Raw genomic sequence first — 24898 nt, forward strand, 5'->3', positions numbered from 1 at the left:
AAGGAAGCGCCGATGATTCCCGATCGCTTTTGGCTGACCGACGCCCAGTTTGAGAAGATTGCGCCGCATCTTCCCACCGACACAAGGGGTAAGGCGCGAGTCGACGACAGGCGCGTCATCAGCGGCGTCGTGCATGTGTTGAAATCCGGCGGGCGCTGGATCGACGCGCCCTCGGAATACGGACCAAGGAAGACGCTTTACAACCGCTATGTGCGCTGGGCGGCAAAGGGCGTATGGGTCAATCTTTTCCACGCGCTCGCGCAAGCTGGCGGGCCGCCGGCGCAGCTTCTCATCGACTCCTCGGCGGTCAAGGCGCATCGCTCCGCCAGCGGCGGCAAAGGGGGAGCGCGCCCAGGCGATCGGCCGATCGCGCGGCGGACGCACGACCAAAATCCATGCCCTGACAGACGCCCAATGCCGCCCGGTCGCCTTCATGCTCACGGGCGGCAACGTCGCCGATTGCACCGCCGGCGCAGAGCTTCTGTCGAAGATGCCCGCCTGCGCGATCCTGCACGGCGACAAAGGCTATGACAGCGACGCCATTCGCCGGCAGGTCGAGGCGGGCGGCGCGATGCCGAACATCCCGCCTAAGGCGAACCGTAAATGGAAGAGCTGCTTTTCGCCCTTCCTCTACCGCAAGCGCAACGCCATCGAACGCATGTTCTGTAGGTTGAAGGACTTCAGGCGCATCGCCACACGCTACGACCGCAGCGCCACAAACTTCCTCGCAGCCGTCTGCATCGCTGCGACGGTCAGCTACTGGTTATGAGTCTGGACCCTAGTCATGTGAATCTAAAATTCGCCGCATAAGGTTCTGTCGGTTTTTTGGCAGAATCGTTTGACAGCGGCGAGGATTTCATCTGCGGATTTGATCCATCGATACGGCTTTGGGTTTTCATTGTGCCGCTCGATGAAGGTTCGGATATCGGCTTCCAACTGCTTCGTCGAGGTATGGACGCCGCGACGAATCTGCTTCCGAGTGAGCTCGGCAAACCAGCGCTCGACCTGATTGATCCACGACGCCGACGTCGGCGTGAAGTGCACATGGTAATGCGGTCGCCGCGCCAGCCAGTTTTTGATGACGGCGGTTTTGTGGGTGGCGTAATTGTCCATGATAATGTGAACGTCGAGGCCGTCCGGAATTTGCGCGTCGATCTGCTTGAGGAAGTCGAGAAACTCGGCAGCCCGATGGCGCTTGTAGCATTTGCCGATCACAAAACCCGAAGCGATGTCGAGAGCCGCAAACAGCGATGTCGTGCCGTGGCGGACATAGGAGTGTGTCCGGCGCTCCGGGACGCCCGGCATCATCGGGAGGACCGGTTGTTCGCGATCAAGCGCTTGTATCTGGCTCTTCTCGTCGACGCTGAGCACCAACGCCCGATTGGGCGGCGACAGATAAAGGCCGACGATGTCGCGGACCTTGTCGACAAACAAAGGGTCGCTGGAAAGCTTGAATGTCTCCGAGCGATGCGGCTGCAAGCCGAAAGCGTTCCAAATTCTGCGGATCGTCGTGTGCGAAAAACCGGTCTCAGTGGCCATGGAGCGGATCGACCAGTGCGTGGCGTCCCTTGGCGTGGACCGGAGCGTGCGCTCGATGACGGCGGCCACCTGATCGTCATCGATTGTCCGAGGTCTGCCGGGACGAGCCTCATCCAACAGCCCTTCGATGCGATCCTTCAGAAAGCGTCGACGCCATTTGCCGACCGTGTGCTCATGGACGCCGAGTTCGCTCGCTACGGTTTTGCTCGGAATGCCATCCGCGCATCGCAGGATGACGCGACAGCGTTCGGACAAAGACCGCGCTACGCGATGGCGACGAACCTGTCGTTCGAGATACGCTCGTTCATCCGAACTCAGGATCAGCGGAGCAATCGGACGCCCCGTCGCGTTGGCCATAACCTCGCTCCCGCTCTCATGCGAAAGAGCGATCTTACAATGAAGCGAAATTCAGTTCCAGATGACTAGAGGAAGCATTCGAAGTAGGGACTTTTGAGGAGTTTACGACGTGGCTCGCTTCCAACGACGAAGCTTGGCTACTCTTGGACTCGGTGGATGAAGCACGTTTGCGCAATCCGGGAGACTTCGAACGTGCGATCCTGAAAATTGGACGCCGCATCCAGAGCGCAATGGATCGAGTTCACATATTCATAACCGGCCGCAGTTCAGCGTGGCGGCCTAAGACTGATGCGCGTCTCTGTGAACAGCACCTTCCATTTGCACCAGACACGACGATCGCATTTAACAGTGCCGAAGAGGATCAAGACGAACTCGGCGATCAGACAATCTCTATCGAGCAGCGTGACGCACAGGGCGTAAAGCCCCTATTCACGGTCGTTACGTTGGATAATCTTTCGAACCAGCAAATCCGAGCCTTTGCCCGCGCGCGCGGGTCGATGAAGCGAACGCCTTTCTTAATGCAATCGAACGAGCCGACGCCGGCTCGTTCACGTCACGACCGCAAGATCTGGAGGAACTAGTCGAGTTTTGGCTAGACCAAGGCCGCATAGGCGCCCGCCTTGAGCTTATGCGGAATAGCATCGATCGTCGGCTGCGGGAACGTAACCAAAATCTTGCAGATGCGAACCCACTTTCCGCAAAACGCGCACGGGAAGGAGCGCGCCTCATCGCTGCCGCCGCGACCCTCACTCAAGAGTCAACTATCGGTGTTCCGGACGGATCGCACAGGGATAAAGGGATAGTCCTGAGCGCAGTCCTTCCAGATTGGGACGACAAGGACCATGCATCATTACTTTCTCGGCCTATATTTGACGAAGCCATTTACGGAACGGTCAGGTTCCACCATCGATCGGTGCGTGAATTCCTTACTGCGGAATGGCTGTCCGAACTTCTTCGGCGGCCAGCATCGCGACGTACTGTAGAGGCGCTTCTCTTCCGTAACCAGTATGGCGTGGATGTCGTTGTCCCAACAATGCGGCCGATTCTGCCATGGCTCGCAATCCTGGATGATCGAATCCGGGAACGACTCCGGCATATTGCCCCTGAGGTAATTTTTGAAGGCGGCGATCCAAGTGCCCTCCCCTTGAAACCAGGAAGGTCGTGCTCGCCGAGGTTTGTGAACAGATTGCAAGCGGAGCGTCGGGGCGATCGGCACTCGACTACTCTGCGGTGCAGCGCTTCGCAAAGACTGATCTAGGCGACGAGATTCGGCAGCTTCTCAAAACCTACGCTTCCAGTGAAGAGCTGCGAGGATTTTTGGTTAGAATGATTTGGCTGGGGCAGCTTGCGGAACTGCTTCCCGAAGCGAGAGCCATCGCTCTTTCGCCGGCAGCTTCTACCTACACGCGACTATCCGCGATCCAAGCTGTTAAGTCGGTAGGGACTAAGCAGGACCACTTTGAGATATGCAGAAGTTTCGCTGCAGAAGCGCCGCCCCTAAATCGCAAGCTTCTCAGCGAACTTATTGCGGATTTAGAACCTTCGGCCGAGAATATCGACTGGCTCTTTGCCGTTTTGGAGAACGTAGAGCCCAAAGAACGCTTTAGCTTCGATGAGCTTACGGATTCGATAGCGGGCTTTGTTTCTTCCGCATCCATAGGATTGCTGCCAAGCCTACTGGTTGGATTAAACCAGCTCCTCGAACGCTCCCCAGTTATCGAGCGCCATTATTGTGAGGTTTCCCAGAACTATATTTGGCTGATGAAGGCAGCAGCCACTGGCGTGGAGCGTCTTATTCACGCAAGGAATCCAGAAGCTCTTGAAGACGACGCGCTTGAAATACTCAAAAACTCCGAGCCGCCCGTGGATGGTCGGATCATGAGATTTCCAAAGTTAGGACTGAATTTGGGAAGCTCACTCCCGCTTGGCCCGAGCTTAATCGCGCTGCGCTTTGGTATGACGTGCGGCAAGCGAGGTTGGCCCTGGATGGCAACCCCGAAAGCCGCGTGACCAACTTTTGGCAGGTAAGCCTTTTTGGCGCATTTTGGGATTTTGGTCCCGACGACTTCGATTATCTGTCAAATGCGATCGAGATTCGCCAAGAGCAGGACGACAAACTGGTCGCCTTATCCTTAGCATTCCATCAATATGTAAAGGCTGACCGACCGCGAGCTTGGCGCGAACGCCTGAAAAGGCTAGTTCAGGGCAATGTAGAACTTGAGACTAGTTTATCTGACTTCCTAAATCCGCCTCCAAGCGAGTTCACACGCCAGGAGAATGCCTGGAAGAAACGCGCCCGAGCACGCGAAAAGCGTGACAAAGAATATTTTGAGAAGTCCAAAGCCTATATCCTCGACCATATCGACTCGCTACGAAATCCGGCTCTTCCTCAGCCTTCGGATATTTCTCAAGCCCAATGGTATTTGCACGAGCGCTTACGAGAGAAACACAGTTCCACTCGTTGGTCGGAAGGCCGCTGGCGTGAACTTATCCCGGAATATGGGGGCGATGTCGCTCGGGCGTATCGCGATGGTCTTGTTGCTTACTGGCGCAAATATCGACCGCAACTACGTTCCGAAGGGCACCGTCAAATTCGGTTTGCATTTCAGTTATCTTCGGCCTGGCGGGTCTGGACATTGAAGCGTCGGAGACGAGCGACTGGCCGGATCGTCTGACGGATGAGGACGTCTTGCTTGCCTGCCGATATGCCGCTCACGAATTGAACGGCTTTCCGCCGTGTTTCCCGAAGCTCTTTGATGCGCGACCCGAGTTAGTCTCGGCGTTCCTAATGCAGGAAATTGAATATGAGCTTTCAATCGAAGACCCCGACAATGAGTCTCACTACATCCTCAGCGACGTAAGTTGGTCGGGCCAGTGGGCATGGGATCGAATCGCGCAGGAGATACTTCGGCTACTTGATCAACGAGAAATTAAAAACCCCGGCAGTCTGAGCAAGCTACTAACCATCATTCAGGGGTCAGCCACTGTCTCTGATACCGAGATTGCGGATTCCGACGAAGGCGCCCGTCTGTAACGGGATAATGCCGCCCGGGGATTCCGGGATAATGGCGCCCCCTGTAACGGAATGATCCCGCCCGGGCGCCGCGTTTTCGACCTACGAGATTTGTCTCACTTGTTGTGGTTTTGGGTCAAGCCGATTTGGCCTGTTTGCCGCGCGCGCGGCGTAAGCTTTCGCCTGCGAGTTCGATGCGATGCGCGTTGTGAACGAGGCGATCCAGAACGGCGTCGGCGTAAGTTGGATCTCCAATGACGTCGTGCCAGGCTGTCACGGGAAGCTGGGAGGTGACGATCGTCGATCGACGCCCGTAGCGTTCTTCGAGGATTTCCAGGAGATCGTGGCGGGCGCCGGCGTCGAGCGGCTCGAGGCCGAAATCATCGAGGATCAAGAGATCGGCGCGACCAAGGGATTTGAGCAAGCGCGGATGGCGCCCATCGCCGCGCGCGAGGGCCAGTTCCTCGCAGAGCTTCGGCCAGCGGTGATAGACGACGGAGCGATTGTCGCGGCAGGCCTTCTGGCCAATGGCGCAGGCGAGCCAACTCTTCCCGGTCCCGCTCGGACCGACCAGGGCCAAATTATCGTGAGCGTCGATCCACTGGCCTTCGGCGAGCTTTTGGAACAGAGCTCGGTCGAGCCCGCGCGCGGTGCGATAGTCGACGTCTTCGACGCTGGCCTGCTGACGGAGCCTGGCGGCGCGTAGCCGCGCCGTCAGCCGTTTGTCGCGCCGAAGGGAGGCTTCCCGATCGAGCAGCAGGGCGAGCCAGTCGTTGCGGTCGAGCCCATTCGCCTCAGGCGCCTCGGCGAGTTCGGCGAAGGCTTTGGCCATTCCGTAAAGGCCAAGGGCGTGGAGCTGGTCGAGCGTCGGATGTTTGAGCAAGTCGGCGTCTCCTAATGATAATAGCGCGGGCCACGGATGTTTTGATGGAGGATCGGGGCCGCGTCCGCGGCGCGCTTTGGCGCGGGCTTCCGATCGAGCTTGTTGTCGAGGATGGATTTGATCGAGCCATAGGTCTTGGCGCCGATCGCGATGGCGCGTTCGGCTGCGGCCTCGACGCGCTCGATCCCATACGAGCCGGCAAGACGGACGACGCCGAGACAGGCGCGATAGCCCTGCTCGGGATGGGGCCTCGCCTCTAAAATCTGCTCGCAGAGCGCGGCTGTCGCCGGGCCGATCTTTCGGGCGTCCTCGCGAATGCGCTCGATCGTCCAGCCCGCATAGCGTCGATGGCTGGAGGGCATGTGCTCGGGAATGGTCGTGTGCTTGCGGTTGCCGCTCATCCGCAAATGGACGGCGATGCGCTCGCCTTTGCAGAAAATCTCGACGCCGCGGACGGTCAGCCGCGCCTCGACCTCCGCCCGGGCGAAGCGATAGGGCACGGAGTAATAGTGCGCGTCGATCTCGACGTGATAATCGACGCCGACGCGGCGCAGACGCCATTCGCTATATTCATAGGGCTCGACTGGCAGCGCCTTCAGCGCCGGGCGGTCGATCTCTTCGAACAATTGGCGGCGGGTGACGCCGAGCCGGCGGAGGGGCCGCTCCTCGTTGAGGTTTTCAGCATCTCAGCGATCGCCGCGCTGACCTCCGGCAGGCTGTAAAAGGTTCGGCGGCGCAGTCTGCCGAGTAGCCAGCGTTCGACGATCAGCACCGCGGATTCGACCTTCGCCTTGTCGCGCGGCTTTCTGGGTCGCGCCGGCAGCAGCGCGGTCCCGTAATGCGCCGCCATGTCCGCGTAGGTCCGATTGACCTGCGGGTCGTAAAAGCAGGCTTTGACGATGGCGGTCTTGGCGTTGTCCGGCACGATGAGCTGCGGGACGCCCCGATCGCCTCGAGCGCGCCGACGTGGGCGTCGATCCAGTCCGGAAGCGTTTGCGTCCAGCTCGCCTTGGCGAATGTGAAGCTCGACGCCCCCAGCACCGCGACGAAAATCTGCGCCATGCGGATCTCGCCGGTGAGCCTGTCGACGACGACCGGGACGCCGTCGCCGGCGTAATCGACGAACAGCCGCTCGCCGGCGACGTGCGTCTGCCGCATGGTCACCGACAGGGTCTTTTCGAAGGCGCGATACAGCTCGCAGAAGCGCGAGTAGCTGTAGCCGTCCGGATTTACGGCGATGTATTCGTCCCACAAAATCATCAAGGTGACGTGCTTGCGCTTCAACTCGCGATGCACGCCAGCCCAGTCCGGCTCCTCGATGCGCCGATGACCGCGCTTGCTGCGCCGGTTGGCGTAGAGCGCCGCCTCAAGGGCGTCGTCGTTCATCCCCTCCGGCAGCGGCCATGAAAGCCCGGCGCTCTCCGCGCGCTTGAGCGCCTCCCGCACCGTCGAGCGCGGCATGCCGAGCCGCCGGGAAATCTCGTGCGCCGAACTCGACAAAGACTTCAGCCGAATAATCTCGCGCGCCTGGCGCATCGTAATCCGCTCCGCTGGCATGATCACCCCTTTGGATTGCCAAAGAAGCGACCTGATCAGGCCAACAGCGGCGCCCGCCACTGCACGAAATTACCCGGGCGGGATCATTCCGTTACAGGGGGCGGGATCATCTCGGAATCGGGGGCGCCATCATTCCGTTATCGGGGGCGCCTTCATCTCGTTTTAGGGGGGCGCCATCAATCGGAATCACCACCGAGATTGCCGAACTCGCGGCGCAGAAGGCAAGATCGGCGGTTTGCGATGAAGTTTGTCACGAGCCTCTTGCCGGGCCGACGATCGGAAACATCTGGCGTGCGCGCGGCATTTCACTCGCCAGAGCATTTAAAAGATCTGTATCTCCTAATGCACGCGCACATTCGTCGAAGCGACGATATCGACCGGGTGGGGCGCGGCGTGTACTCACCAGGGCTGCGCGACAATGCCCAAGAGGCACGCAACTCTCTGTTTGAGCTACTTAACAAAATTCCAGGTAAGGCGGCCTATGTTGCGCTTGATGAAATCTCGAAAGCACATCCAGAAGAAGCTGCCCGTCCCTGGTTCGTTTTTCAAGCAAAGCGAAAGGCTGAACAGGACGCAGACATATCACCATGGTCGGCGGCCCAGGTTCATGATTTCCACGAGCGTCTCGACCGCACACCGAACAACCACCGAGACTTGGCAGATTTAGCCACGCTACGGCTCCTCGATATGAAGGACGATCTTGAAAATGGCGATAGCAGCGTGGCCAAAATCCTCCTCAAGGTTGATGACGAGCCCGAGATGCGAAATTACCTTTGTCATGAGCTACGGGAGAAGGCTTTCGGCCGCTACACGATTCCACAAGAAGAAGAGTTGGCAGATGCAAAAAGGCCAGACTTACGCTTCCATGGGATTGGCTTTGATGCTCCGGTCCCTGTCGAGCTTAAACTAGCTAATAAGTGGAGAGGCCCGAAACTCTTTGAACGGCTGGAAAACCAGCTTCTCGGAGACTATCTCCGGGACAATCGATCTACCCTTGGCATCTTCACATTAGTTAATCTTGGGGGAAAAGGAGGCTGGCAAATTCCCGGCTCCACTGGGGATGTCGATTTCGATAGCCTTATTGAAGCGCTTCGGTGCCACTGGCTCGCGCTTGCCGATAGATACCCTAAGATCGAGGATCTGGTGATCATTGGGATCGATCTTACCAAGCGTTTTCGCTGAATGATTGTGCCCGAAACTCGTTGGCGTGAGCCGAACATTGCGAGACTCACACAATCCGAGGCTATAATCTTATTGGGCCACCATCCCCTTCGGATCGTGGCCGGAAACGAGCCGACAGTGAGCGGGGGGCTCGGCAGTCTCGTCACCACGCACAATGACAGCGACGCCACGTAGTCCCGGCGCGCCTTCCGGGAAGAGGGCGCTGCCCGCATCACTTCCCTGGTCGCATGAGCCCAAAAAGTTGAAAGGCGTTTTGGAAGAAGCTCATGCGCAAAAACGCGATGCGCACGGCACGCCGGCTCTCTTCCGGCTATGGATACGCAATCATACTCACTCATGCTGGGCGCTCGCGCTTCGGGCGAATTCGTCACGCTCGACGAGGAGGAGCGCCGCCGGCATTTGTATCTCATCGGCCAGACCGGCACGGGCAAGAGCACATTGCTGCTCAACCTGTTGCGCCAGGATTTCGAGAGCGGCGCAGGCGTTGCGCTGCTCGACCCGCACGGCGATCTCGCGCGCGACGCGCTCGACCACATCCCGCGCAGGCGCACCAATGACCTCGTCTATATCGACCCCGCCGACATCGAGCGGCCGATCGGCTTCAATCCCCTCTCGCGCGTGCCGGCCGACCTTGCGCCGATCGTCGCCGACGGGATCGTCTCCGCCTTCCGGCATGTGTGGCCGGACAGCTGGGGGCCGCGCCTTGACTACATCCTGACAAACGCTGTGCGCGCGCTGCTCGATGTTCCCGGTGCAACCTTGCTCATGCTCCCCCGTCTCTTAATCGACACGCCCTATCGGGTGCAGCTCGTGCACCGGCATGTGCGCGATCCCGTCGTGCGCGCCTACTGGCAGAACGAATACGCCGGCTACTCGGAGAGCTTTCGCCGCGAGGCCATCGCGCCCATTCAAAACAAGATCGGCAAGGCGCTGATGACGCCCTCATTGCGCAACATGCTGGCGCAGCCCCGGAGCGCGATCACGCCGCGCCGGCTGATGGACGAGGGCGCGATCGTCATCTGCAATCTGTCGAAGGGCGCGCTCGGAGAGAGCACCGCGCATCTTCTCGGCGCATTGCTCGTCACTGCGCTCGCGCAGGCCGCGCTCTCGCGCGCCGACACGCCGGCCGACGAGCGGCGCGTCTTCCATCTTTACGCCGACGAATTTCAATCCTTCGCCACCGAGAGCTTTTCGCTCATTCTGAGCGAGGCGAGGAAGTATGCGCTGACCCTCACGCTGGCGCATCAATATCTCGACCAGCTGCCCCTGCCACTACGCGCCGCCATCTTCGGCAACGCCGGCTCGATCGTCGCCTGCCGCACCGGCGCATCCGACGCGCCGATCCTCGCCGAACAGATCGGGCTCGGCGGCTGCGACGCGCTTCTCGATCTTCGCAACTTCTCCGCCTGGGCGCGGCTCCTTCGAGACGGACAGCCATCCTCCCCTATCCCCTTCCATCTCTACCCCGCGCCCCGGCCGCTGCGGCCGTCCGCGCGTCGTCTCATCGAGACGAGCCGACTGCGCTTCGGGAAAGATCGTGGAGAGGTAGAGGGAAAAGTGCGGCGCTTCCTGGCGGCGTGACGCCCTATGACGGGCTGTGTCGCGCGCGAGCCCGTCCGACCCCGCCACAGCCCGACACGCCCCGCTCAACCCCGACAGGGGCGCGGAGCGGTAGAATGGGAGCATGGGCAAGCGCGAGAGCGCCAAGGCTTCAACGCGCCGGCCGCGATACCGGCGGGCGGAGACGTCACCGCGATTCCGTGTGACCGAAGGCGACATCGCCATCATTCGGCACATCGCCCGGCATCGGTTCCTGCGCTCGACCCAGGTCGCGGCGCTTGCGGGGCGGTCGCTCGACCGCACCAACGACCGGCTCTGCCATCTCTATCATGCGGGCTATATCGACCGGCCGCGCGCCCAACTCGATTACTACCCGACCGCCGGTTCCGCGCCGATGGTCTATGCGCTCGCCGACCGGGGAGCGCGGCTGTTGATCGCCCGCGACGGGTTCGACGCCGCGCATGTCGAATGGAGCCGCCGGAACCGGGAGGCCGGCCGGCCCTTCATCGAGCACCAGTTGGAGATCGCGGACTTCGAAGTCGCGGCGCAACTTTCGGCCGAACGTTTCGGTTACCACTACATCAGCGCGGAAGAGATCGCGCCGACTTCGCCGGGCAAGGTGACGTCCGCTTTTGCCGGCAATCCCTTCGCACTCCGCGTGACAGTCGCGCATCAAGGGACGCGGCATGAGATCGGACTTGTCCCCGACATCGCCTTCGCCATCGACATGAAGACGGGCGCGCGCCGAAACTTTCTCGTCGAGATCGACAGAGGAACAATGCCGATCACGCGCGCGGACTTTTCCCAGACCAGCATCGAGCGCAAACTTCGCTCCTATCTTTCGGCCTACGCCTCCCGTCTCTTCGAGCGAAACGTCGGCTGGAAATCTTTTCGCGTGCTCTTCGTCACGAGCGACGAGACCCGCGTCGCATCGATGCTCGACGCGCTGCGAACCATCCAACCACCTGGCGCGGCCGGCTCTTCTCTCTTCCTCTTCACCTCGCGCCATGCGCTCCGAGCCGCCGATCCATTGTCGGCAATGTGGCGCGGAGCCGACGGACGACCGCGCCGGCTGCTGGCCTGATAAGAGCTGAAAAGCCCATTGGGTCGGGCGTGCTCTTGAAGAGGAACGCACGCGAAAACAGACCGTTGCCGCGAGCCCGTGAGGGAAACGGATTCCCTCACTCTTACCGCCTCAATTACCCTCACTGCGCCTTGCGCGCGTCCGTGGCCTTCGCCGCAGAAAGACAGCCCGAGATGGAACTTGCTCGCGAGCCTACCGGGGCGAAACCGACGCCAAAAGCGTAGGAGCTCGTGGCGCGAAAATCGAACGGCGCGAGACAGAGGGCCGCTCTAACCGTCGGAGCTTGCGGCGGATTCATCGTGCGCGAAATCGCTTTCGCCTGGGCTTTCAGGAAACGCGCTCGAAAGCGAGCAACTTCTCGCCTCCTTGACCGCTTCCAATTGAGGCGTACGCTGACCTTCAGTCTCCGCAACTTCCCAAGCATTGTGATCCGCGCTGGCGGGCGGCGGGGCCGTGCGTCCCTCGCCGCCTGCCCACGCAGGAGATCGCAAGCGAGCCAGAAGGGAGATTCCAATGGCGGAGAAAGAGCAACCCAAGCAGCCGACGCATCGAGCCTATTCGGTCATTCGACGCGAGGGCCAGGATGACTTCTGGCTGAACGTCGGACTCGTCTTTCCCCACAAAGACGGCGGCGGCTTCAACATCATGTTGCAAGCCCTTCCGCTCGACGGAAAGATCGTATGTCGGGAGATCACGGACGACGACCACGACGAAGCGCCGCCACAGCGACGGCAATCGACCGGCGGACGCTCGTCATCGGATGCGCGTCGCCGGTGAAAGTTCTTACGGCACGACGCGACGAAAGAGCCGCTTGCGCGCGGCTCTTTTTCATTCGAGATTACGCGAACAGGTTGGCTCAATGGGGAATTACATTCCCACTTTTGGAACCGAACCACAGACCAATTTGGGCAAGGGGGTATGGCCGGGGTGCGGAAATAATGTCGCACCTAAAACACGCAATTAAATCCGTTTGTTAAATCGCTTTTGCGATTCCGCCCCTGGCACCATTTGTCCTTCTCGCCGCATCTCGTAGTCTCCCATAACAGGCGAAAACCTGCCCCATGGCGGAATTCGCGGGGGCTATACGAAATGCGCCGCGTATATCGGCGGCAATGTGTGCGTCACGCATGACCAGTTGTCGCCCTGATCCTCGCTGATCCATAGGCCGCCCGTCGTCGAGCCGAACGTCAACCGGTCGCCGCTGGCGTCTATCGCCAGCGCGTGGCGGTAAATGAGATCATAGGCGTGGCTCTGCGGCAGGCCGTTCGTCAGCGCCTCGAAATTCCTGCCGCCGTCGCGGGTGCGCGTGACGATCAGGCGGCCCTCGCATGGAATGCGCTTTTCGTCCTTGATCCCTGGGATGAACCATGCCGTGTCGGGGTCGCGCGGATGCACGACGACCGTAAAGCCGAATGCGGAAGGCTTTACGCCGGTAATTTCGCGAAAGGTCCTACCCTCGTCCGAGGAAACGAAAATGCCGTTGTGATGCTGAACCCACATCCGCTCGGGAGCGGCGGGGCATTGCGCGAGACGATGGATGTCCTGCGCGATGGGGTCATTGGCGAGTTCGGGAGGCACATGCTCCGCCCGCATGCCCTCGCCGCGCTGGCTCCAGCTTTCGCCCGCATCCTCGGTGAACCAGACGCCGCCCGTCGAAACGGCGACCCATAGGCGCCGCGAATCGCGCGGGTCGACGATGATCGAGTGAATGCCGGGCCAGTCGGCGCCGCCGCCCATCCATTGCGTGCGCTTGGGATGGTCCCAAAGCGGACGGATCATCGTCCAGCTATCGCCATGGTCGCTCGAGCGGAACAGACCGCCGGGCAGCGTGCCGCACCAGAGAACGCCGGGCTCCTCCGCGCCGCCGGCCGCGAGCGCCCATATGCGCTGCGTGCTCCAGGGAATGGGTCGCCCCCACATATCCCTCTCGTCGAGCCCTTCCGGCTTTTGCGGATAGACAGGCGCGCCGATCTCCCGCCAGCCGTCGCCCGCCGAGCGATGCAGCTTGACGCCGAAATGGCCATGATCGAGCGCCGCATAACTGAACCCGCTGCGCGAATCCGTCAGCGCAAGGCTGACATTGTCGCCCAGAAAGTCGACTCCCTCTATGTCCCAACGCCCCGCTTTGCGGACGACTCTGAAAAGTCCCTTGCGCGTCGAAACGAGGATCGCGTCGCTCACCGTCAGCCTCCAGACAGCGCCTGATAGACATGAACCACGCTGCCGGGCGCTACCGGATCGGACAAGCGAAGGCGATCGCGAAGCGCGTGGCCGTCGATGAAAATCGTCATGTGCTTACGCAGCGCGGCCTGATCGTCGAGCACATAGGAGCGCGCCCTGGCGTTGGCCCTGAAGGCGTTGTCCAGCGCTTCGCGAAGCGTCGCGCCTTCGGCTTCCATTTCCGGACAGGCGACATGGCGCTGAATATTGGCGGTGAACAGAATCTTGACCATCCGTCCCGCACTCTCGGTGAAGCATCAAGGACAGTCTATTTGAGTTGCGCGCCCGCGCCAATACGCTTTGCAAGCGCCCCGTCGATCCGCAACCGCCGCGATTCCTGCATGAGCCGGTCGCGGATCTTTTTATACGGCGTTCATGCTTCTCTATCCGCAATGGACTCGCCGGCCGACAGGTTCCTGCCGCGGCTGCCGATCGTCTCGCGATAGAAATCGGCGCTGAGCTTCGGCGTCCGGCGCTGGCTGGCGAAATCGACCGCGACGATCCCGAAGCGTTTTCCATAGCCCAGCGCCCATTCGAAATTATCGAACAGGGACCAGGCGAAATAACCTCGAAGATTCGCGCCCTCCCTGAGGGCGCGACGGGCGGCGATCAAATGCTGGCGGAGATAGTCGACCCTCGCCGCGTCTCTGATCGAGCCGCGATCTTCCGGCGGGTCGGCGAAAGCGGCGCCGTTTTCGGTCACATAGAGCGGAATCCCGCCATAGCGATTTCCGATCCATAGCAGCGTCTGCGTAAGGCCTTGCGGAAAAACTTCCCATCCCATCTCCGTATAGGCCGATCCCTCAAGGCGGATTTGCGCGGCGCCGTCGGGCGCGGCGGCCGGATCGGCGCGATTGACGGAGCGCGTATAGTAATTGACGCCGAGAAAATCGAAGGGCTCGCATATCAGCGACATATCCTCCTCGGGAAAGGCGGGCCAAGACTTACCGAATATGCGCGCCGCCGCCTCGGGATATGAGCCCAGAAACAGCGGGTCGAGAAACAGACGGTTCATATAGGCGTCGGCGTCCAATGCGGCGGCGACGTCCCGCGGCTCTCGCGAGGCGGGCTCCTTGGGCTCGAGATTGACGACGACGCCAATCTCTCCGGTCGGATCGGCGCGGAACGCCTGCACGGCCCGCGCATGGGCGCGCAGCAGATGATGAGCGGCATGAGCCGCTTCCGAGAGATCGGCGCGTCCCGGCGGATGAAGGCCTTTCACATAGCCGTTATGGACGACGACCCAGGGTTCGTTGAGCGTCGCCCAGAAACGCACCCGGCCTTTCAGCGCCCGAAAGAGCGCATGCGCGTAATCGCCGAACCATTCCGCCGCGTCCCGATGGACCCAGCCGCCGCGACGCGCGAGGGCCGCGGGCAAATCCCAATGATGGAGCGTGAGGAAGGGCTCGATGCGCCGGGCGAGAAGACAATCGACGAGCCTGTCGTAGAAATCGAGACCTTGAGGATTTTTCCGGCCAACGCCTTCCGGAAAGATCCGGCTCCATGAGACGCTGAATCGATACGCCTTGACGCCCAGCTCCGCCATCAGGCGAACATCGTCGGCGTAGCGGCGATAATGGTCGCAGGCGACGTCGCCATTGCCGCCGTCGGCGACGCGCCCAGGCTGATGCGTGAAAAGATGCCAGTCGCTCGGCCCGGCGCCGTCGGCGAGCGGCGAGCCCTCGATCTGATAGGCCGAGGTGGCGACGCCCCAGAGAAAGTCCTCGGGAAATTCTTTCGATTCCATTGGCCGCGCGCCCATGCCGGCCGACAGCCTATTCCCATCCGCGGGCCGCGGGAAGCGCGCAGTTTCGCGGATCAAGACGCCGCGCCCCGCGCTCCGGGCCTCCTTGCGCTGGTCCGCAACTTGCGTGTCGCCCGCCGGGCTTTCGTTCATAAAGGCGACTTCTATGGCGTTCACCTTCATCTGCCATGCCGGCGCCGTTAATGAAGGGGGCATGGGCCTCTTTCAGGCCGGCAAGAAAAGCGTGCTCCTGGTCTGGCCGGCCGGCGGCGCGCTCAAGGCGTATCGCGGCCGCTGCCCTCATGCGGACATGCCGCTAACGGACGCGGCCTTTGACGGGCGGAACCTCATTTGCCCGCACCACCAATGGGGCTTCGATTGCGCCAGCGGCAAATGCGTGACGCATCTCGTCCGCAACGCGCTCCACCCTTATCCCCTGCGCATCGAGGGCGACGAGATTCACGTCGACGTCGGGCCGGTCAAGCCGGCGCGCGCGCCGGCCTGACCTCGCTCGCAGGTCATTGCGAGGAGCGAAGCGACGAAGAAGCAATCCCGAAGCCGCTTCTTCGGCGCTCTGGATCGCTTCGCCTTCGGCTCGCAATGACGCTCCGCATGGCGCGGCGTTTGCTTTCCTAAAGCCGCCATGCGCCATCGCGCGTCGGGCGAGCGGGGAAGAATCGAAAGGCCGGCTGGGACATGCATGCGGGCGAACATGGCGCGCCGGTGGCGGAGAGAGGTCCGGTCCCGGCGGCGCTGAAGCGGTTCCTCTGGGACATTCAGTCCATGGTCGAACTCGCCGAAGGCGAGCGCGAGATCCTCGCGGTTGGCCGGGATCTGATGGCGCGCCTCTTCGCGAGCGACGATTGGCTGCCCGCCGCGTTTTCGGTCGCGACGCCGGGCGCCGCGCGTCAATTCCAGATCTATCGAGACGGCATGGAGCGCTTCTGCGTCGCGAGCACGATCTTGTCGGGCGGCGCGGCGCTGTCCATCGCGCAACCCGGAATATGGGAAATTGCAGGCGCGCTTCGCGGATCGATCGACCGCGAACCTCTCGGCGGCTCGATGGCGGCCTCGCGGCTGCGGCCCGGCTCGGTGGAAACGCGCCGCTCCGGGAGCGAGAACGCCTGTCTCCTTTCCAACGCGCCGGGCGAACAAATCTCCGTCGCCATCCATGTATATGGCGGGGCGATCGAGAGGCTCGGCCGCCGCGCTTTCGAGCCGAACGGCGCAAGCGGCGAGGAGCTCGGCTACGCCAATGGCGAGAACGCGCCGCCCTTCGACATCTTCTCGATTCAAGCCGACATAAGGGATTGAGGCGGACCGCCCGGAGACGCCTGCTACGGCTTCTTCGAGAAATCGCGCCGCGTGAAGAGAAGCTCCGGCAGCGCGCCAAGCTCGGTCGCGAGGCGGCGGAAGGCGAGATAAGGCATCAGCGCGAGCAGCATCAGGATGCTGGCGGCGAAGATCTGCGCGATCGAGCCGCCGCCGATTTCGCTCAGCGTCTCTTTCATACTCTTTCCGTGGAAATGGCCGACGACGAGTTCCTCGGCAATGGAGAGAAATACGAGCGCGACGGTGAAGAGCAGCGCCTTCTTCAGGATCTGGACGATGAGAATGTCGCGGCTCTCCCGGCGCTCGCCGAGCTTCAGCGCTTCGAGCACAAGCATGAACTTGCCGAGAATCAGAGCCTTCACCACCGCGACGCCGAAGGGCGCGAATTCGATGCCCACGCTACGCAGGATCGTCGACTTGTAGAACATGACCGCGCTGAACCACACCAGGAGATAGGCGGAGACAGCGAGATAGGACATGAGTTCATGCCGCGCCCGCGCGGCGATCGTCCCGCGCCTTGCGGGCGGCGCCTGCTTCGGCGCGGGTTCGGCCGGCGCGCGCGGCGCGAATTGCGGCAGCGCGCGGGCGTCGACCCATTCCTTCATGCCGGGCGACCAGACGAGAAAAGGCTTTTGCGCGGGGGCCGCGCCGAGGCGGTCCGCCACTTCCCGCGCCGAGAAGGGTCCGACGCTCTCGCCATTTTCCGCGCAGTACCACTGATCCGTCATGGAGGCGCCCGACACTGTTTTCCAACGGGAATTCAGTAGCACAGCTTGGGCGCCGGGCTCATCCCCAAAATGGCCGCGCCGGCTAATCTTTCGATTCGGCGGATGGGAGGGGCTCGAAATCCAGCGCTTCGCCCATATAGGTCTCATGGACCTCGGAGAAAGGCTTTTGATCCGTCCCGTAGAGAATGGCGGCGTGCTCGAAAATCTCGCGCGGCAGGGCGAGGTCGCCGCCCGTCCGGGCGCCGGGCCCGCCGGTTCCGGACATTTCCCAGCCTTGGGGCAGCGGCGACCAGCGCATCTTCATCTCGATGGTGCGACGGAAGGGCTGCAGCGGCGCCACGACCTTGCCGAAGGGCGTTTCCGTGGTCTCGAGCGCGCGGTTCATGTCCGGCGTGAGGCGGCCGGGCACGTACCAATTATCGGCTTCGGAGAGAACATGATCGCCGCAGCTCAGCCGCACGCGCCGATAGGCCACCTTGTCCCCGGCGCCGACGCGCAGCCGCTCCCGCGTCTCCCCGCTTGCGGGCTTGTCGATCCCCGCGACGCGCCTCGCGACGATTTTCGGCTCCGCGGCCATTCTATGGTCCGCGCACCATTTCTCCAGCGTCGCCGTCGCGCTGCGGCTGGCTAGCAGGGAAGCGTTCAGCGTCTGGATCAGCGCCAGGAGCTCGACGCGCGTCAGGAAGCCCTCCGGCCATCTCTGCGGCGACGCTGAAACGGCGCCCGCGGCGAGGACCGCGACGGCGATGATCGACAAGAAAGGATTGCTGCGCATCGCGCGGATTCCCCTCGCCCGGCCCAGGCGGGCGGCGCGGGAACTTAGCGCGCTTTCCGCATTCGCGAAATCATGCGGGCGTCCTATAACGCCATCCAGGCGTTGTAGGACGCGACATGCTGCATGGCGCTCGCGGTGACGACGAGGTTCATCACCTCGGACAGCAAGACGATGGCGACGGCTCCAAGGATTCCGGTCGAGATCACGGCTTTCATGGCCCTTCTCCTCTGTCATTAACCAAACGTTAACGACCGGGCCTTGCGCCGAATATGCGGGACCGCACGAGGTAAAGCGCTCCGACGTCCCGGTTGCGCGCGGGAAGCGGGAGCGCGTCAAGCCGCCGATGTCGGCGTCTCCGCGTCGAGGCCCAGGGCTTGAGAAATTTCGTGCAGCGCGGCTTTTTCCTTCTCGCTCATCCGAATGCCGCCGAAGCCGAGAAATGTGTCCTCCAGGCCTGCCTCGGCGACCCTTCGCGCGATCTGCAAAAGCCACTCCTTGAAAGGCCGCGCATGTTCGCCCGCCTTGGCGTCGACAAGCGCGCCGGCCTCCTTCAGGGCGGTGAGCGCGCGATGCTTGATCTCATCGAGCGGCGCGCCCTGCGCGATGGTGCGCACGCCCTCGCGCGCTTCCGCGCGCCCGGTCGAGGTGAGCAATTCTTCCGCAACGGCGCGCATCAAAGCGTCGCCGGACGGCGCGCGCGCGTCGGACAGCGAACGCGCCGCCGCGAAGGCCTCTTGCAGAAGGCCGACGAAACCGCTCGGATCGGCGGCGCTGACGGCGAAGCCCGCGAGCAGGGGAGCCTGAACCAGTTTCTTCCACTCGACAGGCGTCAAATTGAACATGCTCGCCATTGCCTTGCTCCTCTCTCGACTCCTCCCAAATAGGACGTCGGATCGATGCGAAAAGCGGCGCGGCCGCCGGAGAGCGTTGCGAGAAAGCGGAAATCGGGTTTTCGCAAATACGAATCGATTCGCCCGATCCGGCGTGGTCAGCGCGGCAGGAAGACCAGGCTTCGCAGGTCCATATCGCATTTCTGGATCGCCTCGGCCGCGCGGTGCAGCGCCGGACCGCCGGCGACCAGCAGCATCCCGCCTCCCGCCACGGCCGCGAAGAGGACGGAAGCGACGATGGCGTTGGAAATTTGGGGGCGGATCATGCCCCAAAGTGGGGGAGCGCCGACCTTGTTGCAATCGACCACATTGACGCACCCGGGCGAAGACAAGGCGACGCTCCCGGCGAGTTCGCGACGCCGCCGGCCGGGCGCCGCGTGACGACCGCGCCATGAAAAGCGCCAATGAGCGGTTCTTTCTTTCGTGAGACGACGCCCTGAAAATAAGCGCAGCAATTGGCACGAGATAAGCAAGGATCGGCGGCGATCGCCAAAGCCGCGAGGGGGATCCGCCAATGGTCGACAAGTCCAGAATCGACGGCCGCGTCCTGGCCGTCTCCCCGGCCTCGCCCGCAAGCCGCGCGGCGAAACAGCCGGACGATGCGAGAAACGCCGTGATATCAACATTCGGGCTGGAGCGCCGCGCCGGACGGAATGTCGCGCGCCGCCCCATGCGGCCGATCAATCTCGAACGACGCGCGCGCTTCGCGCGCATCGAGAGCGTCTGAATGCGGGCGGGCGCAATGCTCCTCGGGGAAGCATTTTGCGTTGTCGGGCGACATAAAGCGGGGCGCCGCTATTTTTGCGCCAGACGCCAGGAGCCGTCCCAATCCTCGCCCGGCGGAGACGCCGCCATCTGCTCCAGGCGGCTCCGGAAAGTCTGCGTCGGGCCGTCGCCTGGAGCCGCAGCCAGCGCGGCGGCGAAGGCGAGGCGCGCCGCGTCCCAATCCCGCCGGCGAAAAGCGGCGAGGCCGTCGCCATAATTCTCGCGCAGCAGGATTTGCGCCTCGGTCAGCGCGCCCTTTCGGCTCATGATTTCATAGATGCGTTCCGGCTTCGTCTGTCCCGCCAGGGCGACGAAGTCGATTTCGCGGGTCTCGACATGCGCCGCCGCGCCCTTCGCGGTCGCTTCGGCGACGAGTGCGCGCAAGCCGTAATGCTTGCAGGCGCCCTCGAGCCGCGAGGCGAGATTCACCGTGTCGCCGATGACCGTGTAATTCATCATCTGGTCGGAGCCGATGCTGCCGACGAGCGCCTCGCCCGTCGCGACGCCGATGCGCAGATCGACGGAAATGGGCGCGCTGCGCATGCCGAGCAATTCCGGCAGGGAATCTTGCAGGCTCGCCAGGCGCTCCGTCATGTCGACCGCCGCGAGACAGGCGAGGCGCGTCTGATCGGCGTCCTCGTTGAAGGGCGGCCCCCAATAGGCCATGATCGCGTCGCCGATATATTTGTCGATAATCCCCTCATTCTCGCGAATGGGCTCCGACATTGTCGAGAAATAGCGATTGAGCACCTTCACGAGGCCTTGCGGCGTCATCCGCGCGCTCGTTCCGGTGAAGCCGGCGAGGTCGCAAAACAAGACCGTCATGACGCGGCGCTGTCCGTCGGCGGCGAGCGTCGGCTTGTCGATCAGCCCCTGCACGACGCGCGGATCGATATAACGGCCGAATGTGTCGAGGATGCGCTCCTTCAGGCGCAACTGCTCGACCATGCGGTTGAAGGCGGCGGTGAGATGGCCGATCTCGTCGCGCGTCGTCACGGCGACGACCTGGTCGAGCCTGCCGGCCTCCACCGCGCGCGCGCCTTCCAGCAGCCGGCGCACCGGCCCGGTGACGCCGTCGCTCACCAGCGTCGAGAAGGTGACGCCGAGCGCGGCCGCGAGCAGCGTCAAGGCCGCCGCGATCCACGTGACCTGCCGCAGCATATCTGTCGTGACGGCGCCGTCGGCGCGCAGAAGCGCGAGCATGTCGCTGCGAACGGTCTCGAGCCCCTTATTGACCTCGTCGCGGAGCCGATCAACCCGCGCGAGGCCTTCCGCGACGGCCCGCGCGTCGCGCGCCTCCAGCGCGCCCAGCATCCGCTCGATCTCGTCGTTCAGGAAACGCCGCGTTTCGTTCATCAGCGAATCGAGGCGGCTGTCGAGCCGCACCAGCGTCTTCTGATCGTCGAAAGCGCCGCCGTCCCGGATGAGCGCGCCGAGCGCCGAGCGGGCGGCGCCGACCTCGCGCTCGACATCGAGGCCCTTGGCGACGAAAATCTTGCGCAGCGCCTCGATCCTTTCCTTGTCCGGCGACGGCTGCGACGAATCGATGACTAGGCGCCGCAAGGCGAGCGCGCGCTCGAGCGAGCGAATATGCGCCCGCGCGAGGCCGCCATAGGCGGGCATGTAATTCGTCGCCAATTCCTCGAAATGGTCGCCCGCCCGGCGAACCATGACGAGAGAAATGACCGAGGTGATCGCCATCAGCACGATCAAGGCCAGGGCGATGCCCATGATCTTGCGTCTGATCGAAACGGAAAACATTCCTGCCCCTCCGGCGCGGCGCCGAGGGCCACCTTAACCCGCGCCGGCCGGGGGCGGAATGCGCCGCAGCCATATTGCCGCGCCGCGGACGGACGAGCCTAAATATCGAGGTCGCGATAGACGGCGATCTCCCGCTCCCGGGCCACGCGGGCGTCCTCGCCCGCGCGCACGCCGCGCCATATGTCAAAGATCATCACCAGCGTGGTGAAAAGCCCCGTCGCCTTGCCGACCAGGAAGCCGAAGGGAAAGATGATCTTCTCCGGCGCGACGATGAATTGCGCGCCGAGGAAGATGGACGCGGCGTCCATGAAATAGGCGGGCCGATAGAGCGACTTCTCCTTCCAGGCGCTGCGGGCGTAATGCCGCGAATGCTTTTTCACGGCGCGGTTATATTCCGGATTGGGGAAGAGGCCGAAAAAGCGGCGCTTGGGCGGCAAAGCGTTGGGGCCCGCGATCATCGCCTTGAACAGCCCCCGCATCTCGCCATGCGCGACGAGGGCGAGCAGGACATTCGCGCCGAAAAGCGCGAATTTGAGCTGCGGCAAGGACACGTAGAGCTGCGCCGCGACGTCGACGAAAAGAAGCTGCGTGGCGGCATTCAGCGCGAAGGCCGAACGGTGGAAGGCCGCGCGGTTGATGCTCTGGATCTTCTCGTCGAAAAAGCCGGCGCCGGGCTTCGTCCGGACGAGGATGTGCAAGGTCAGGCGCTCTTCCTCGGTGAGCGCCCATCTCTTGCCGAGCTCGTCGATTGTCTCGCCCGGCGTCGCCCCTTTCGGAATCTTGAAAGTGACCTTGGCGACGACCGCCGAGGCGCGGGATAAAAATCCGCGCGCCGCCGCGTAATGCGACGTCACCGCGCCGATCAGCTTCTCCGGTTCGGACGCCATCTTGCCCTTTCCGACGCCGCGCGCCGGCCCAAACGCCTCGCCGGAACTTATGCGGCTTTGTGACGCCAGGGCAAGAGGCTGTCAGCGGCCGCCGGCGTCGGCGGCGCGCGCGGCCTCGAACAGGAACCAGGTGCGCTTCTCGGTCTCGTCGATATATTGCTCGATCAGGCTCGCCGTCGCGACGTCCTCCCAATCCTCGCACACGCCATGCGCCTCGCGCATCGATTTGGCGATGGCGATATTGTCGTTCATCAGCTCGACGAGCATCTCGTAAGGCGAAACGAAGTCTCTTTCGTTTTCCTGAAGCGACGTCAATTCGAGAATTTGCGAGAGCGAGCGCAGCGTCGGCTGGCCGAGCTTGCGGGAGCGCTCCGCCAGAGGATCGATCGATTCGAGGATCTGCGCGCTCTGGTCGTCGAGCATCTCATGAAAGTCGCGGAAATTCGGCCCGCTGACATGCCAGTGGAAATTCTTGGTCTTCAGGTAAAGCACATAGGCGTCCGCGACGAGGCGATTGATGCGCTCGGCCACCGTCGCCGTCGCTTCCGGGGAAAGATCGCTCGGCGTATTGAGCGACGCGCGCTCCGTGTCGCGGCTTTCGGCGACGTTCAAGGTCATGTTCGCCTCCTTCGGACTGGCCTCCAGCGTTACGCGACAACGCGCGTCTCGCCTTCGTTGTTCCAGCGCGCGAAATTCGGACGCCGTCCATGCGCCGCCGTCAGGCGACGCGCGTCGCCCTGCGCTCGAAGAACAGGGCCTGGCTGATCGTCGCTTTCACCGTATCCACCTTGTAGGGCTTGCTGATCAGGAACGCCGGCTCCGGCCGCTCGCCGGTGAGCAGGCGCTCGGGAAAGGCCGTGATGAAGATGACCGGGCAATCGAAACTTTGCAGCATTTCGTTAACGGCGTTCAGGCCCGAGCTGCCGTCCGCCAGTTGAATGTCGGCGAGGATCAGGCCGGGCTGCTTAGTCCGGGCGAGCTCGACCGCCTCCTTATGCGTGCGGGCGATGCCGATGACCTGATGGCCGAGATCGCGGGCGATGAATTCGATGTCCTGCGCGATCAGCGCCTCGTCCTCGATGATGAGGACGTCGGTCGCGACGCGCTCCGCGATTTCGCGGCCCGCCTGCGCGATCAGCGCCTCCACCTCCTGCGGCGCGATCGACAGGATATCGGCCACGTCCTCGATGGAGAAGCCCTCCACCGTGCGCAGCAGGAAGGCCTGGCGCGAGCGGGGCGTCAGCAGGCTGACATTGCGCTGCGCCGCCGGCGGCTCGTCCTCGGGCCTGTCCTCGACATTGAGCGCGATGGAGGACCAGGAGGCCATGAAGAGATGATAGAGGCCGACCTTGGCGGACATGCTCGTCGGAAAGGCGTCGATATCGGCGACAAGCGCCTCGAGCGTCGCCACGACATAGGCGTCGCCGCTCTTCTGCGAGCCGCATAGGGCGCGCGCAAAGCGGCGCAGATAAGGAAGATGCGGAGCGATCTCGCGTGAGATGTTCATGTCGACACCCTGCGGTCTTGGATTCGTGCTCGTGTTGAGCATTACGTTGTGCCGGGATAGAAATCCACCACTTCAATCTGGAACGTTTGCGCCTCCACCGGGTTGCCTATTTCGAGGCGCCTGGAGCGAGGGCGCTTTCATGGACAATCGTCGACTCCGACGAGCGTCTCGAGGGATTAGATGACGCAAGGCAACGAACGAGAGGAAGGGAAAACCCGGAGGACGGCCGAGGTCGCCGACGCGCGCCCGCTTGACGACGAACCGATCGACGGCGCCGAAGTCGCCTTTCTGGAGCCGCATATTCAGGAACAATTGGGGCGTGTCCTGCGCTCGTTCTGCGATGACCTGATTCACCAGCCGATCCCGGACAAATTCGTCGTGCTGCTCGCCCAGCTCGAAGCCAAACAGCGCGAGAAGAAATGACAGACGCGACGTTCGGAGAGCAAATGGTGGCGCAGATCCCGTATCTGCGGGCCTTCGCCATCTCGCTCTCAGGCTCATATAGCGTTGCCGACGATCTCGTCCAGGACACGCTTGTTAAGGCCTGGTCCCACGCCGACAGCTTCGAGCCGGGCACGAATTTCCGCGCCTGGCTGGTCACCATCCTGCGCAACACCTATTTTTCCCAGTACCGCAAGCGCTCGCGCGAGGTTCAGGACAGCGACAACGTCCTGGCCGAGCAGATTCCCGTGAAAGGCGGGCAGGAATCGAACGTCACCATGCAGGACGTGCAGAAGGCGTTGAACAAGCTCGCGCCGGAGCATCGCGAGATCCTGCTGATGATCGGCATCACCGAACTCTCCTACGAAGAGGCTGCGCAAATCTGCAACATCGCCGTCGGCACGGTGAAGAGTCGTTTGAACCGCGCGCGCGCCAAGCTCGCCGAGCATCTGGGGCTGAGCGGCGCGCACGAGATCGACGACGACCCCACCCTCACCGGTCTCGCCGCCCGTAAGAATACGAAGGCGCTGTAAAGCCGGGTTCAGAAATATGCGGTCCCGATCGCGCTTTCGGGAACTCGGCGAAGGCCTCGCCGGTTTCGAGATGACGGCTGGCGAGGGTTGGGGTCCCTTGTCGTCGGCAAAAAAAGCCGCCGAAGAAACCGGCGGCGAAA

The 24898-nt window shown here is 62.6% G+C and carries 27 protein-coding genes and 2 pseudogenes; 14 read left to right on the forward strand and 15 right to left on the reverse strand.

The genetic code is table 11. The annotated features are described in order from the left end of the window. Nucleotides 1–12: 12 nt before the first annotated feature. A pseudogene (locus tag ACV7JP_RS06010) lies at nt 13–769 on the forward strand (IS5 family transposase). Nucleotides 770–792: 23 nt separating this feature from the next. Here the strand turns inward: ACV7JP_RS06010 and ACV7JP_RS06015 are convergent. Then, nucleotides 793–1896 carry an IS630 family transposase gene (locus ACV7JP_RS06015; RefSeq protein ID WP_457798313.1) on the reverse strand — a complete coding sequence of 368 codons (1104 nt, stop codon included), beginning with the start codon at nt 1894–1896 and terminating at the stop codon, nt 793–795. A gap of 143 nt (nt 1897–2039) precedes the next feature. On the opposite strand from ACV7JP_RS06015, the gene ACV7JP_RS06020 reads away from it, so the two are divergent. The 4 genes from ACV7JP_RS06020 (at nt 2040) to ACV7JP_RS06035 (ending at nt 4930) form a co-directional block, all read left to right on the forward strand. Continuing rightward, nucleotides 2040–2477, forward strand: a complete 438-nt coding sequence (locus ACV7JP_RS06020) for a hypothetical protein (protein ID WP_457798314.1) — start codon at nt 2040–2042, stop codon at nt 2475–2477. Between the two features lie 580 nt (nt 2478–3057). Beyond that, entirely contained in the window at nt 3058–3906 is an 849-nt protein-coding gene (locus tag ACV7JP_RS06025; RefSeq protein ID WP_457798315.1) for a hypothetical protein, read from the forward strand. Next, nucleotides 3903–4571, forward strand: coding sequence for a hypothetical protein (locus ACV7JP_RS06030; protein WP_457798316.1), 669 nt, complete (start codon nt 3903–3905; stop codon nt 4569–4571). Before ACV7JP_RS06025 ends, ACV7JP_RS06030 begins: the two co-directional genes overlap by 4 nt. 113 nt (nt 4572–4684) lie before the next feature. Next, entirely contained in the window at nt 4685–4930 is a 246-nt protein-coding gene (locus ACV7JP_RS06035; RefSeq protein WP_457798317.1) for a hypothetical protein, read from the forward strand. A 115-nt stretch (nt 4931–5045) separates the two neighbouring features. On the opposite strand, the gene istB is transcribed toward ACV7JP_RS06035, so the two are convergent. Then, the gene (istB, locus tag ACV7JP_RS06040) at nt 5046–5792 is read right to left on the reverse strand and encodes an IS21-like element helper ATPase IstB (protein ID WP_457798318.1); all 747 of its coding nucleotides are present in this window, start codon (nt 5790–5792) and stop codon (nt 5046–5048) included. 11 nt (nt 5793–5803) lie between these two features. Then, nucleotides 5804–7328 (reverse strand): annotated as a pseudogene (gene istA, locus ACV7JP_RS06045) (IS21 family transposase). 261 nt (nt 7329–7589) lie between these two features. Here istA and ACV7JP_RS06050 point away from each other — a divergent pair. The 4 genes from ACV7JP_RS06050 (at nt 7590) to ACV7JP_RS06065 (ending at nt 11952) form a co-directional block, all read left to right on the forward strand. Continuing rightward, nucleotides 7590–8531 (forward strand): hypothetical protein, encoded by a 942-nt coding sequence (locus tag ACV7JP_RS06050; protein WP_457798319.1) that lies wholly within the window; start codon nt 7590–7592, stop codon nt 8529–8531. A 336-nt stretch (nt 8532–8867) separates the two neighbouring features. After that, nucleotides 8868–10112 (forward strand): type IV secretory system conjugative DNA transfer family protein, encoded by a 1245-nt coding sequence (locus ACV7JP_RS06055; RefSeq protein WP_457798320.1) that lies wholly within the window; start codon nt 8868–8870, stop codon nt 10110–10112. A 181-nt stretch (nt 10113–10293) separates the two neighbouring features. Beyond that, the gene (locus tag ACV7JP_RS06060) at nt 10294–11175 is read left to right on the forward strand and encodes a replication-relaxation family protein (protein ID WP_457798321.1); all 882 of its coding nucleotides are present in this window, start codon (nt 10294–10296) and stop codon (nt 11173–11175) included. A 513-nt stretch (nt 11176–11688) separates the two neighbouring features. After that, on the forward strand, nt 11689–11952 hold the full coding sequence (locus ACV7JP_RS06065; RefSeq protein WP_457798322.1) for a hypothetical protein: 264 nt from the start codon (nt 11689–11691) through the stop codon (nt 11950–11952). A 303-nt stretch (nt 11953–12255) separates the two neighbouring features. On the opposite strand, the gene ACV7JP_RS06070 is transcribed toward ACV7JP_RS06065, so the two are convergent. From ACV7JP_RS06070 to ACV7JP_RS06080, 3 genes are all read right to left on the reverse strand, one after another. After that, nucleotides 12256–13356 carry a WD40/YVTN/BNR-like repeat-containing protein gene (locus ACV7JP_RS06070; RefSeq protein ID WP_457798323.1) on the reverse strand — a complete coding sequence of 367 codons (1101 nt, stop codon included), beginning with the start codon at nt 13354–13356 and terminating at the stop codon, nt 12256–12258. Between the two features lie 2 nt (nt 13357–13358). After that, nucleotides 13359–13628 carry a hypothetical protein gene (locus tag ACV7JP_RS06075; protein WP_457798324.1) on the reverse strand — a complete coding sequence of 90 codons (270 nt, stop codon included), beginning with the start codon at nt 13626–13628 and terminating at the stop codon, nt 13359–13361. A gap of 140 nt (nt 13629–13768) precedes the next feature. Then, nucleotides 13769–15142: a GH1 family beta-glucosidase gene (locus ACV7JP_RS06080; RefSeq protein ID WP_457798325.1), complete on the reverse strand. Its 1374-nt coding sequence runs from the start codon at nt 15140–15142 to the stop codon at nt 13769–13771. Nucleotides 15143–15305: 163 nt separating this feature from the next. Between ACV7JP_RS06080 and ACV7JP_RS06085 the strand changes: the two genes are divergently transcribed. Together ACV7JP_RS06085 and ACV7JP_RS06090 are read left to right on the forward strand one after the other, a co-directional pair. After that, entirely contained in the window at nt 15306–15644 is a 339-nt protein-coding gene (locus tag ACV7JP_RS06085; protein WP_457798326.1) for a Rieske 2Fe-2S domain-containing protein, read from the forward strand. Between the two features lie 191 nt (nt 15645–15835). Beyond that, the gene (locus tag ACV7JP_RS06090; protein ID WP_457798327.1) at nt 15836–16453 is read left to right on the forward strand and encodes a hypothetical protein; all 618 of its coding nucleotides are present in this window, start codon (nt 15836–15838) and stop codon (nt 16451–16453) included. 23 nt (nt 16454–16476) lie between these two features. Here ACV7JP_RS06090 and ACV7JP_RS06095 read toward each other — a convergent pair whose 3' ends face one another. From ACV7JP_RS06095 to ACV7JP_RS06115, 5 genes are all read right to left on the reverse strand, one after another. Beyond that, entirely contained in the window at nt 16477–17214 is a 738-nt protein-coding gene (locus tag ACV7JP_RS06095) for a DUF4339 domain-containing protein (protein ID WP_457798328.1), read from the reverse strand. Nucleotides 17215–17281: 67 nt separating this feature from the next. Beyond that, a complete protein-coding gene (locus ACV7JP_RS06100) occupies nt 17282–17974 on the reverse strand; it encodes a hypothetical protein (protein WP_457798329.1) in 693 nt (230 codons plus the stop codon). A gap of 83 nt (nt 17975–18057) precedes the next feature. Further along, nucleotides 18058–18189, reverse strand: a complete 132-nt coding sequence (locus tag ACV7JP_RS06105) for a hypothetical protein (protein WP_457798330.1) — start codon at nt 18187–18189, stop codon at nt 18058–18060. 117 nt (nt 18190–18306) lie between these two features. Further along, entirely contained in the window at nt 18307–18825 is a 519-nt protein-coding gene (locus ACV7JP_RS06110) for a hypothetical protein (protein WP_457798331.1), read from the reverse strand. Nucleotides 18826–18962: 137 nt separating this feature from the next. Beyond that, nucleotides 18963–19196, reverse strand: a complete 234-nt coding sequence (locus ACV7JP_RS06115; RefSeq protein WP_457798332.1) for a hypothetical protein — start codon at nt 19194–19196, stop codon at nt 18963–18965. A 182-nt stretch (nt 19197–19378) separates the two neighbouring features. Here ACV7JP_RS06115 and ACV7JP_RS06120 point away from each other — a divergent pair, with 182 nt between their 5' ends. Further along, nucleotides 19379–19591 (forward strand): hypothetical protein, encoded by a 213-nt coding sequence (locus ACV7JP_RS06120; RefSeq protein WP_457798333.1) that lies wholly within the window; start codon nt 19379–19381, stop codon nt 19589–19591. A gap of 68 nt (nt 19592–19659) precedes the next feature. On the opposite strand, the gene ACV7JP_RS06125 is transcribed toward ACV7JP_RS06120, so the two are convergent. From ACV7JP_RS06125 to ACV7JP_RS06140, 4 genes are all read right to left on the reverse strand, one after another. After that, a complete protein-coding gene (locus ACV7JP_RS06125) occupies nt 19660–21390 on the reverse strand; it encodes an adenylate/guanylate cyclase domain-containing protein (protein WP_457798334.1) in 1731 nt (576 codons plus the stop codon). A gap of 98 nt (nt 21391–21488) precedes the next feature. Then, complete coding sequence (locus ACV7JP_RS06130) at nt 21489–22277, reverse strand: hypothetical protein (RefSeq protein ID WP_457798335.1); 789 nt, start codon at nt 22275–22277, stop codon at nt 21489–21491. An 81-nt stretch (nt 22278–22358) separates the two neighbouring features. Continuing rightward, nucleotides 22359–22895, reverse strand: coding sequence for a Dps family protein (locus ACV7JP_RS06135; protein ID WP_457798336.1), 537 nt, complete (start codon nt 22893–22895; stop codon nt 22359–22361). Nucleotides 22896–22995: 100 nt separating this feature from the next. Further along, a complete protein-coding gene (locus tag ACV7JP_RS06140; RefSeq protein WP_457798337.1) occupies nt 22996–23784 on the reverse strand; it encodes a response regulator in 789 nt (262 codons plus the stop codon). A 180-nt stretch (nt 23785–23964) separates the two neighbouring features. Here ACV7JP_RS06140 and ACV7JP_RS06145 point away from each other — a divergent pair, with 180 nt between their 5' ends. Both ACV7JP_RS06145 and ACV7JP_RS06150 read left to right on the forward strand, forming a co-directional pair. Then, nucleotides 23965–24207: a NepR family anti-sigma factor gene (locus ACV7JP_RS06145; RefSeq protein ID WP_457798338.1), complete on the forward strand. Its 243-nt coding sequence runs from the start codon at nt 23965–23967 to the stop codon at nt 24205–24207. Continuing rightward, nucleotides 24204–24758, forward strand: coding sequence for a sigma-70 family RNA polymerase sigma factor (locus tag ACV7JP_RS06150; RefSeq protein WP_457798339.1), 555 nt, complete (start codon nt 24204–24206; stop codon nt 24756–24758). Before ACV7JP_RS06145 ends, ACV7JP_RS06150 begins: the two co-directional genes overlap by 4 nt. The last annotated feature ends 140 nt before the right edge of the window (nt 24759–24898 follow it).

The sequence above is a fragment of the Methylocystis sp. S23 genome, assembly GCF_054106005.1.

What these genes read in the sequence shown, in the direction of transcription:
- ACV7JP_RS06015 (WP_457798313.1), bottom strand. Translation starts at nt 1,896, where the DNA reads ATGGCCAACGCGACGGGGCGTCCGATTGCTCCGCTGATCCTGAGTTCG.
- ACV7JP_RS06035 (WP_457798317.1), top strand. Translation starts at nt 4,685, where the DNA reads ATGCAGGAAATTGAATATGAGCTTTCAATCGAAGACCCCGACAATGAG.
- ACV7JP_RS06050 (WP_457798319.1), top strand. Translation starts at nt 7,590, where the DNA reads ATGAAGTTTGTCACGAGCCTCTTGCCGGGCCGACGATCGGAAACATCT.
- ACV7JP_RS06055 (WP_457798320.1), top strand. Translation starts at nt 8,868, where the DNA reads ATGCTGGGCGCTCGCGCTTCGGGCGAATTCGTCACGCTCGACGAGGAG.
- ACV7JP_RS06065 (WP_457798322.1), top strand. Translation starts at nt 11,689, where the DNA reads ATGGCGGAGAAAGAGCAACCCAAGCAGCCGACGCATCGAGCCTATTCG.
- ACV7JP_RS06075 (WP_457798324.1), bottom strand. Translation starts at nt 13,628, where the DNA reads ATGGTCAAGATTCTGTTCACCGCCAATATTCAGCGCCATGTCGCCTGT.
- ACV7JP_RS06080 (WP_457798325.1), bottom strand. Translation starts at nt 15,142, where the DNA reads ATGGAATCGAAAGAATTTCCCGAGGACTTTCTCTGGGGCGTCGCCACC.
- ACV7JP_RS06085 (WP_457798326.1), top strand. Translation starts at nt 15,306, where the DNA reads ATGGCGTTCACCTTCATCTGCCATGCCGGCGCCGTTAATGAAGGGGGC.
- ACV7JP_RS06090 (WP_457798327.1), top strand. Translation starts at nt 15,836, where the DNA reads ATGCATGCGGGCGAACATGGCGCGCCGGTGGCGGAGAGAGGTCCGGTC.
- ACV7JP_RS06100 (WP_457798329.1), bottom strand. Translation starts at nt 17,974, where the DNA reads ATGCGCAGCAATCCTTTCTTGTCGATCATCGCCGTCGCGGTCCTCGCC.
- ACV7JP_RS06105 (WP_457798330.1), bottom strand. Translation starts at nt 18,189, where the DNA reads ATGAAAGCCGTGATCTCGACCGGAATCCTTGGAGCCGTCGCCATCGTC.
- ACV7JP_RS06110 (WP_457798331.1), bottom strand. Translation starts at nt 18,825, where the DNA reads ATGGCGAGCATGTTCAATTTGACGCCTGTCGAGTGGAAGAAACTGGTT.
- ACV7JP_RS06120 (WP_457798333.1), top strand. Translation starts at nt 19,379, where the DNA reads ATGGTCGACAAGTCCAGAATCGACGGCCGCGTCCTGGCCGTCTCCCCG.
- ACV7JP_RS06125 (WP_457798334.1), bottom strand. Translation starts at nt 21,390, where the DNA reads ATGTTTTCCGTTTCGATCAGACGCAAGATCATGGGCATCGCCCTGGCC.
- ACV7JP_RS06130 (WP_457798335.1), bottom strand. Translation starts at nt 22,277, where the DNA reads ATGGCGTCCGAACCGGAGAAGCTGATCGGCGCGGTGACGTCGCATTAC.
- ACV7JP_RS06135 (WP_457798336.1), bottom strand. Translation starts at nt 22,895, where the DNA reads ATGACCTTGAACGTCGCCGAAAGCCGCGACACGGAGCGCGCGTCGCTC.
- ACV7JP_RS06140 (WP_457798337.1), bottom strand. Translation starts at nt 23,784, where the DNA reads ATGAACATCTCACGCGAGATCGCTCCGCATCTTCCTTATCTGCGCCGC.
- ACV7JP_RS06145 (WP_457798338.1), top strand. Translation starts at nt 23,965, where the DNA reads ATGACGCAAGGCAACGAACGAGAGGAAGGGAAAACCCGGAGGACGGCC.
- ACV7JP_RS06150 (WP_457798339.1), top strand. Translation starts at nt 24,204, where the DNA reads ATGACAGACGCGACGTTCGGAGAGCAAATGGTGGCGCAGATCCCGTAT.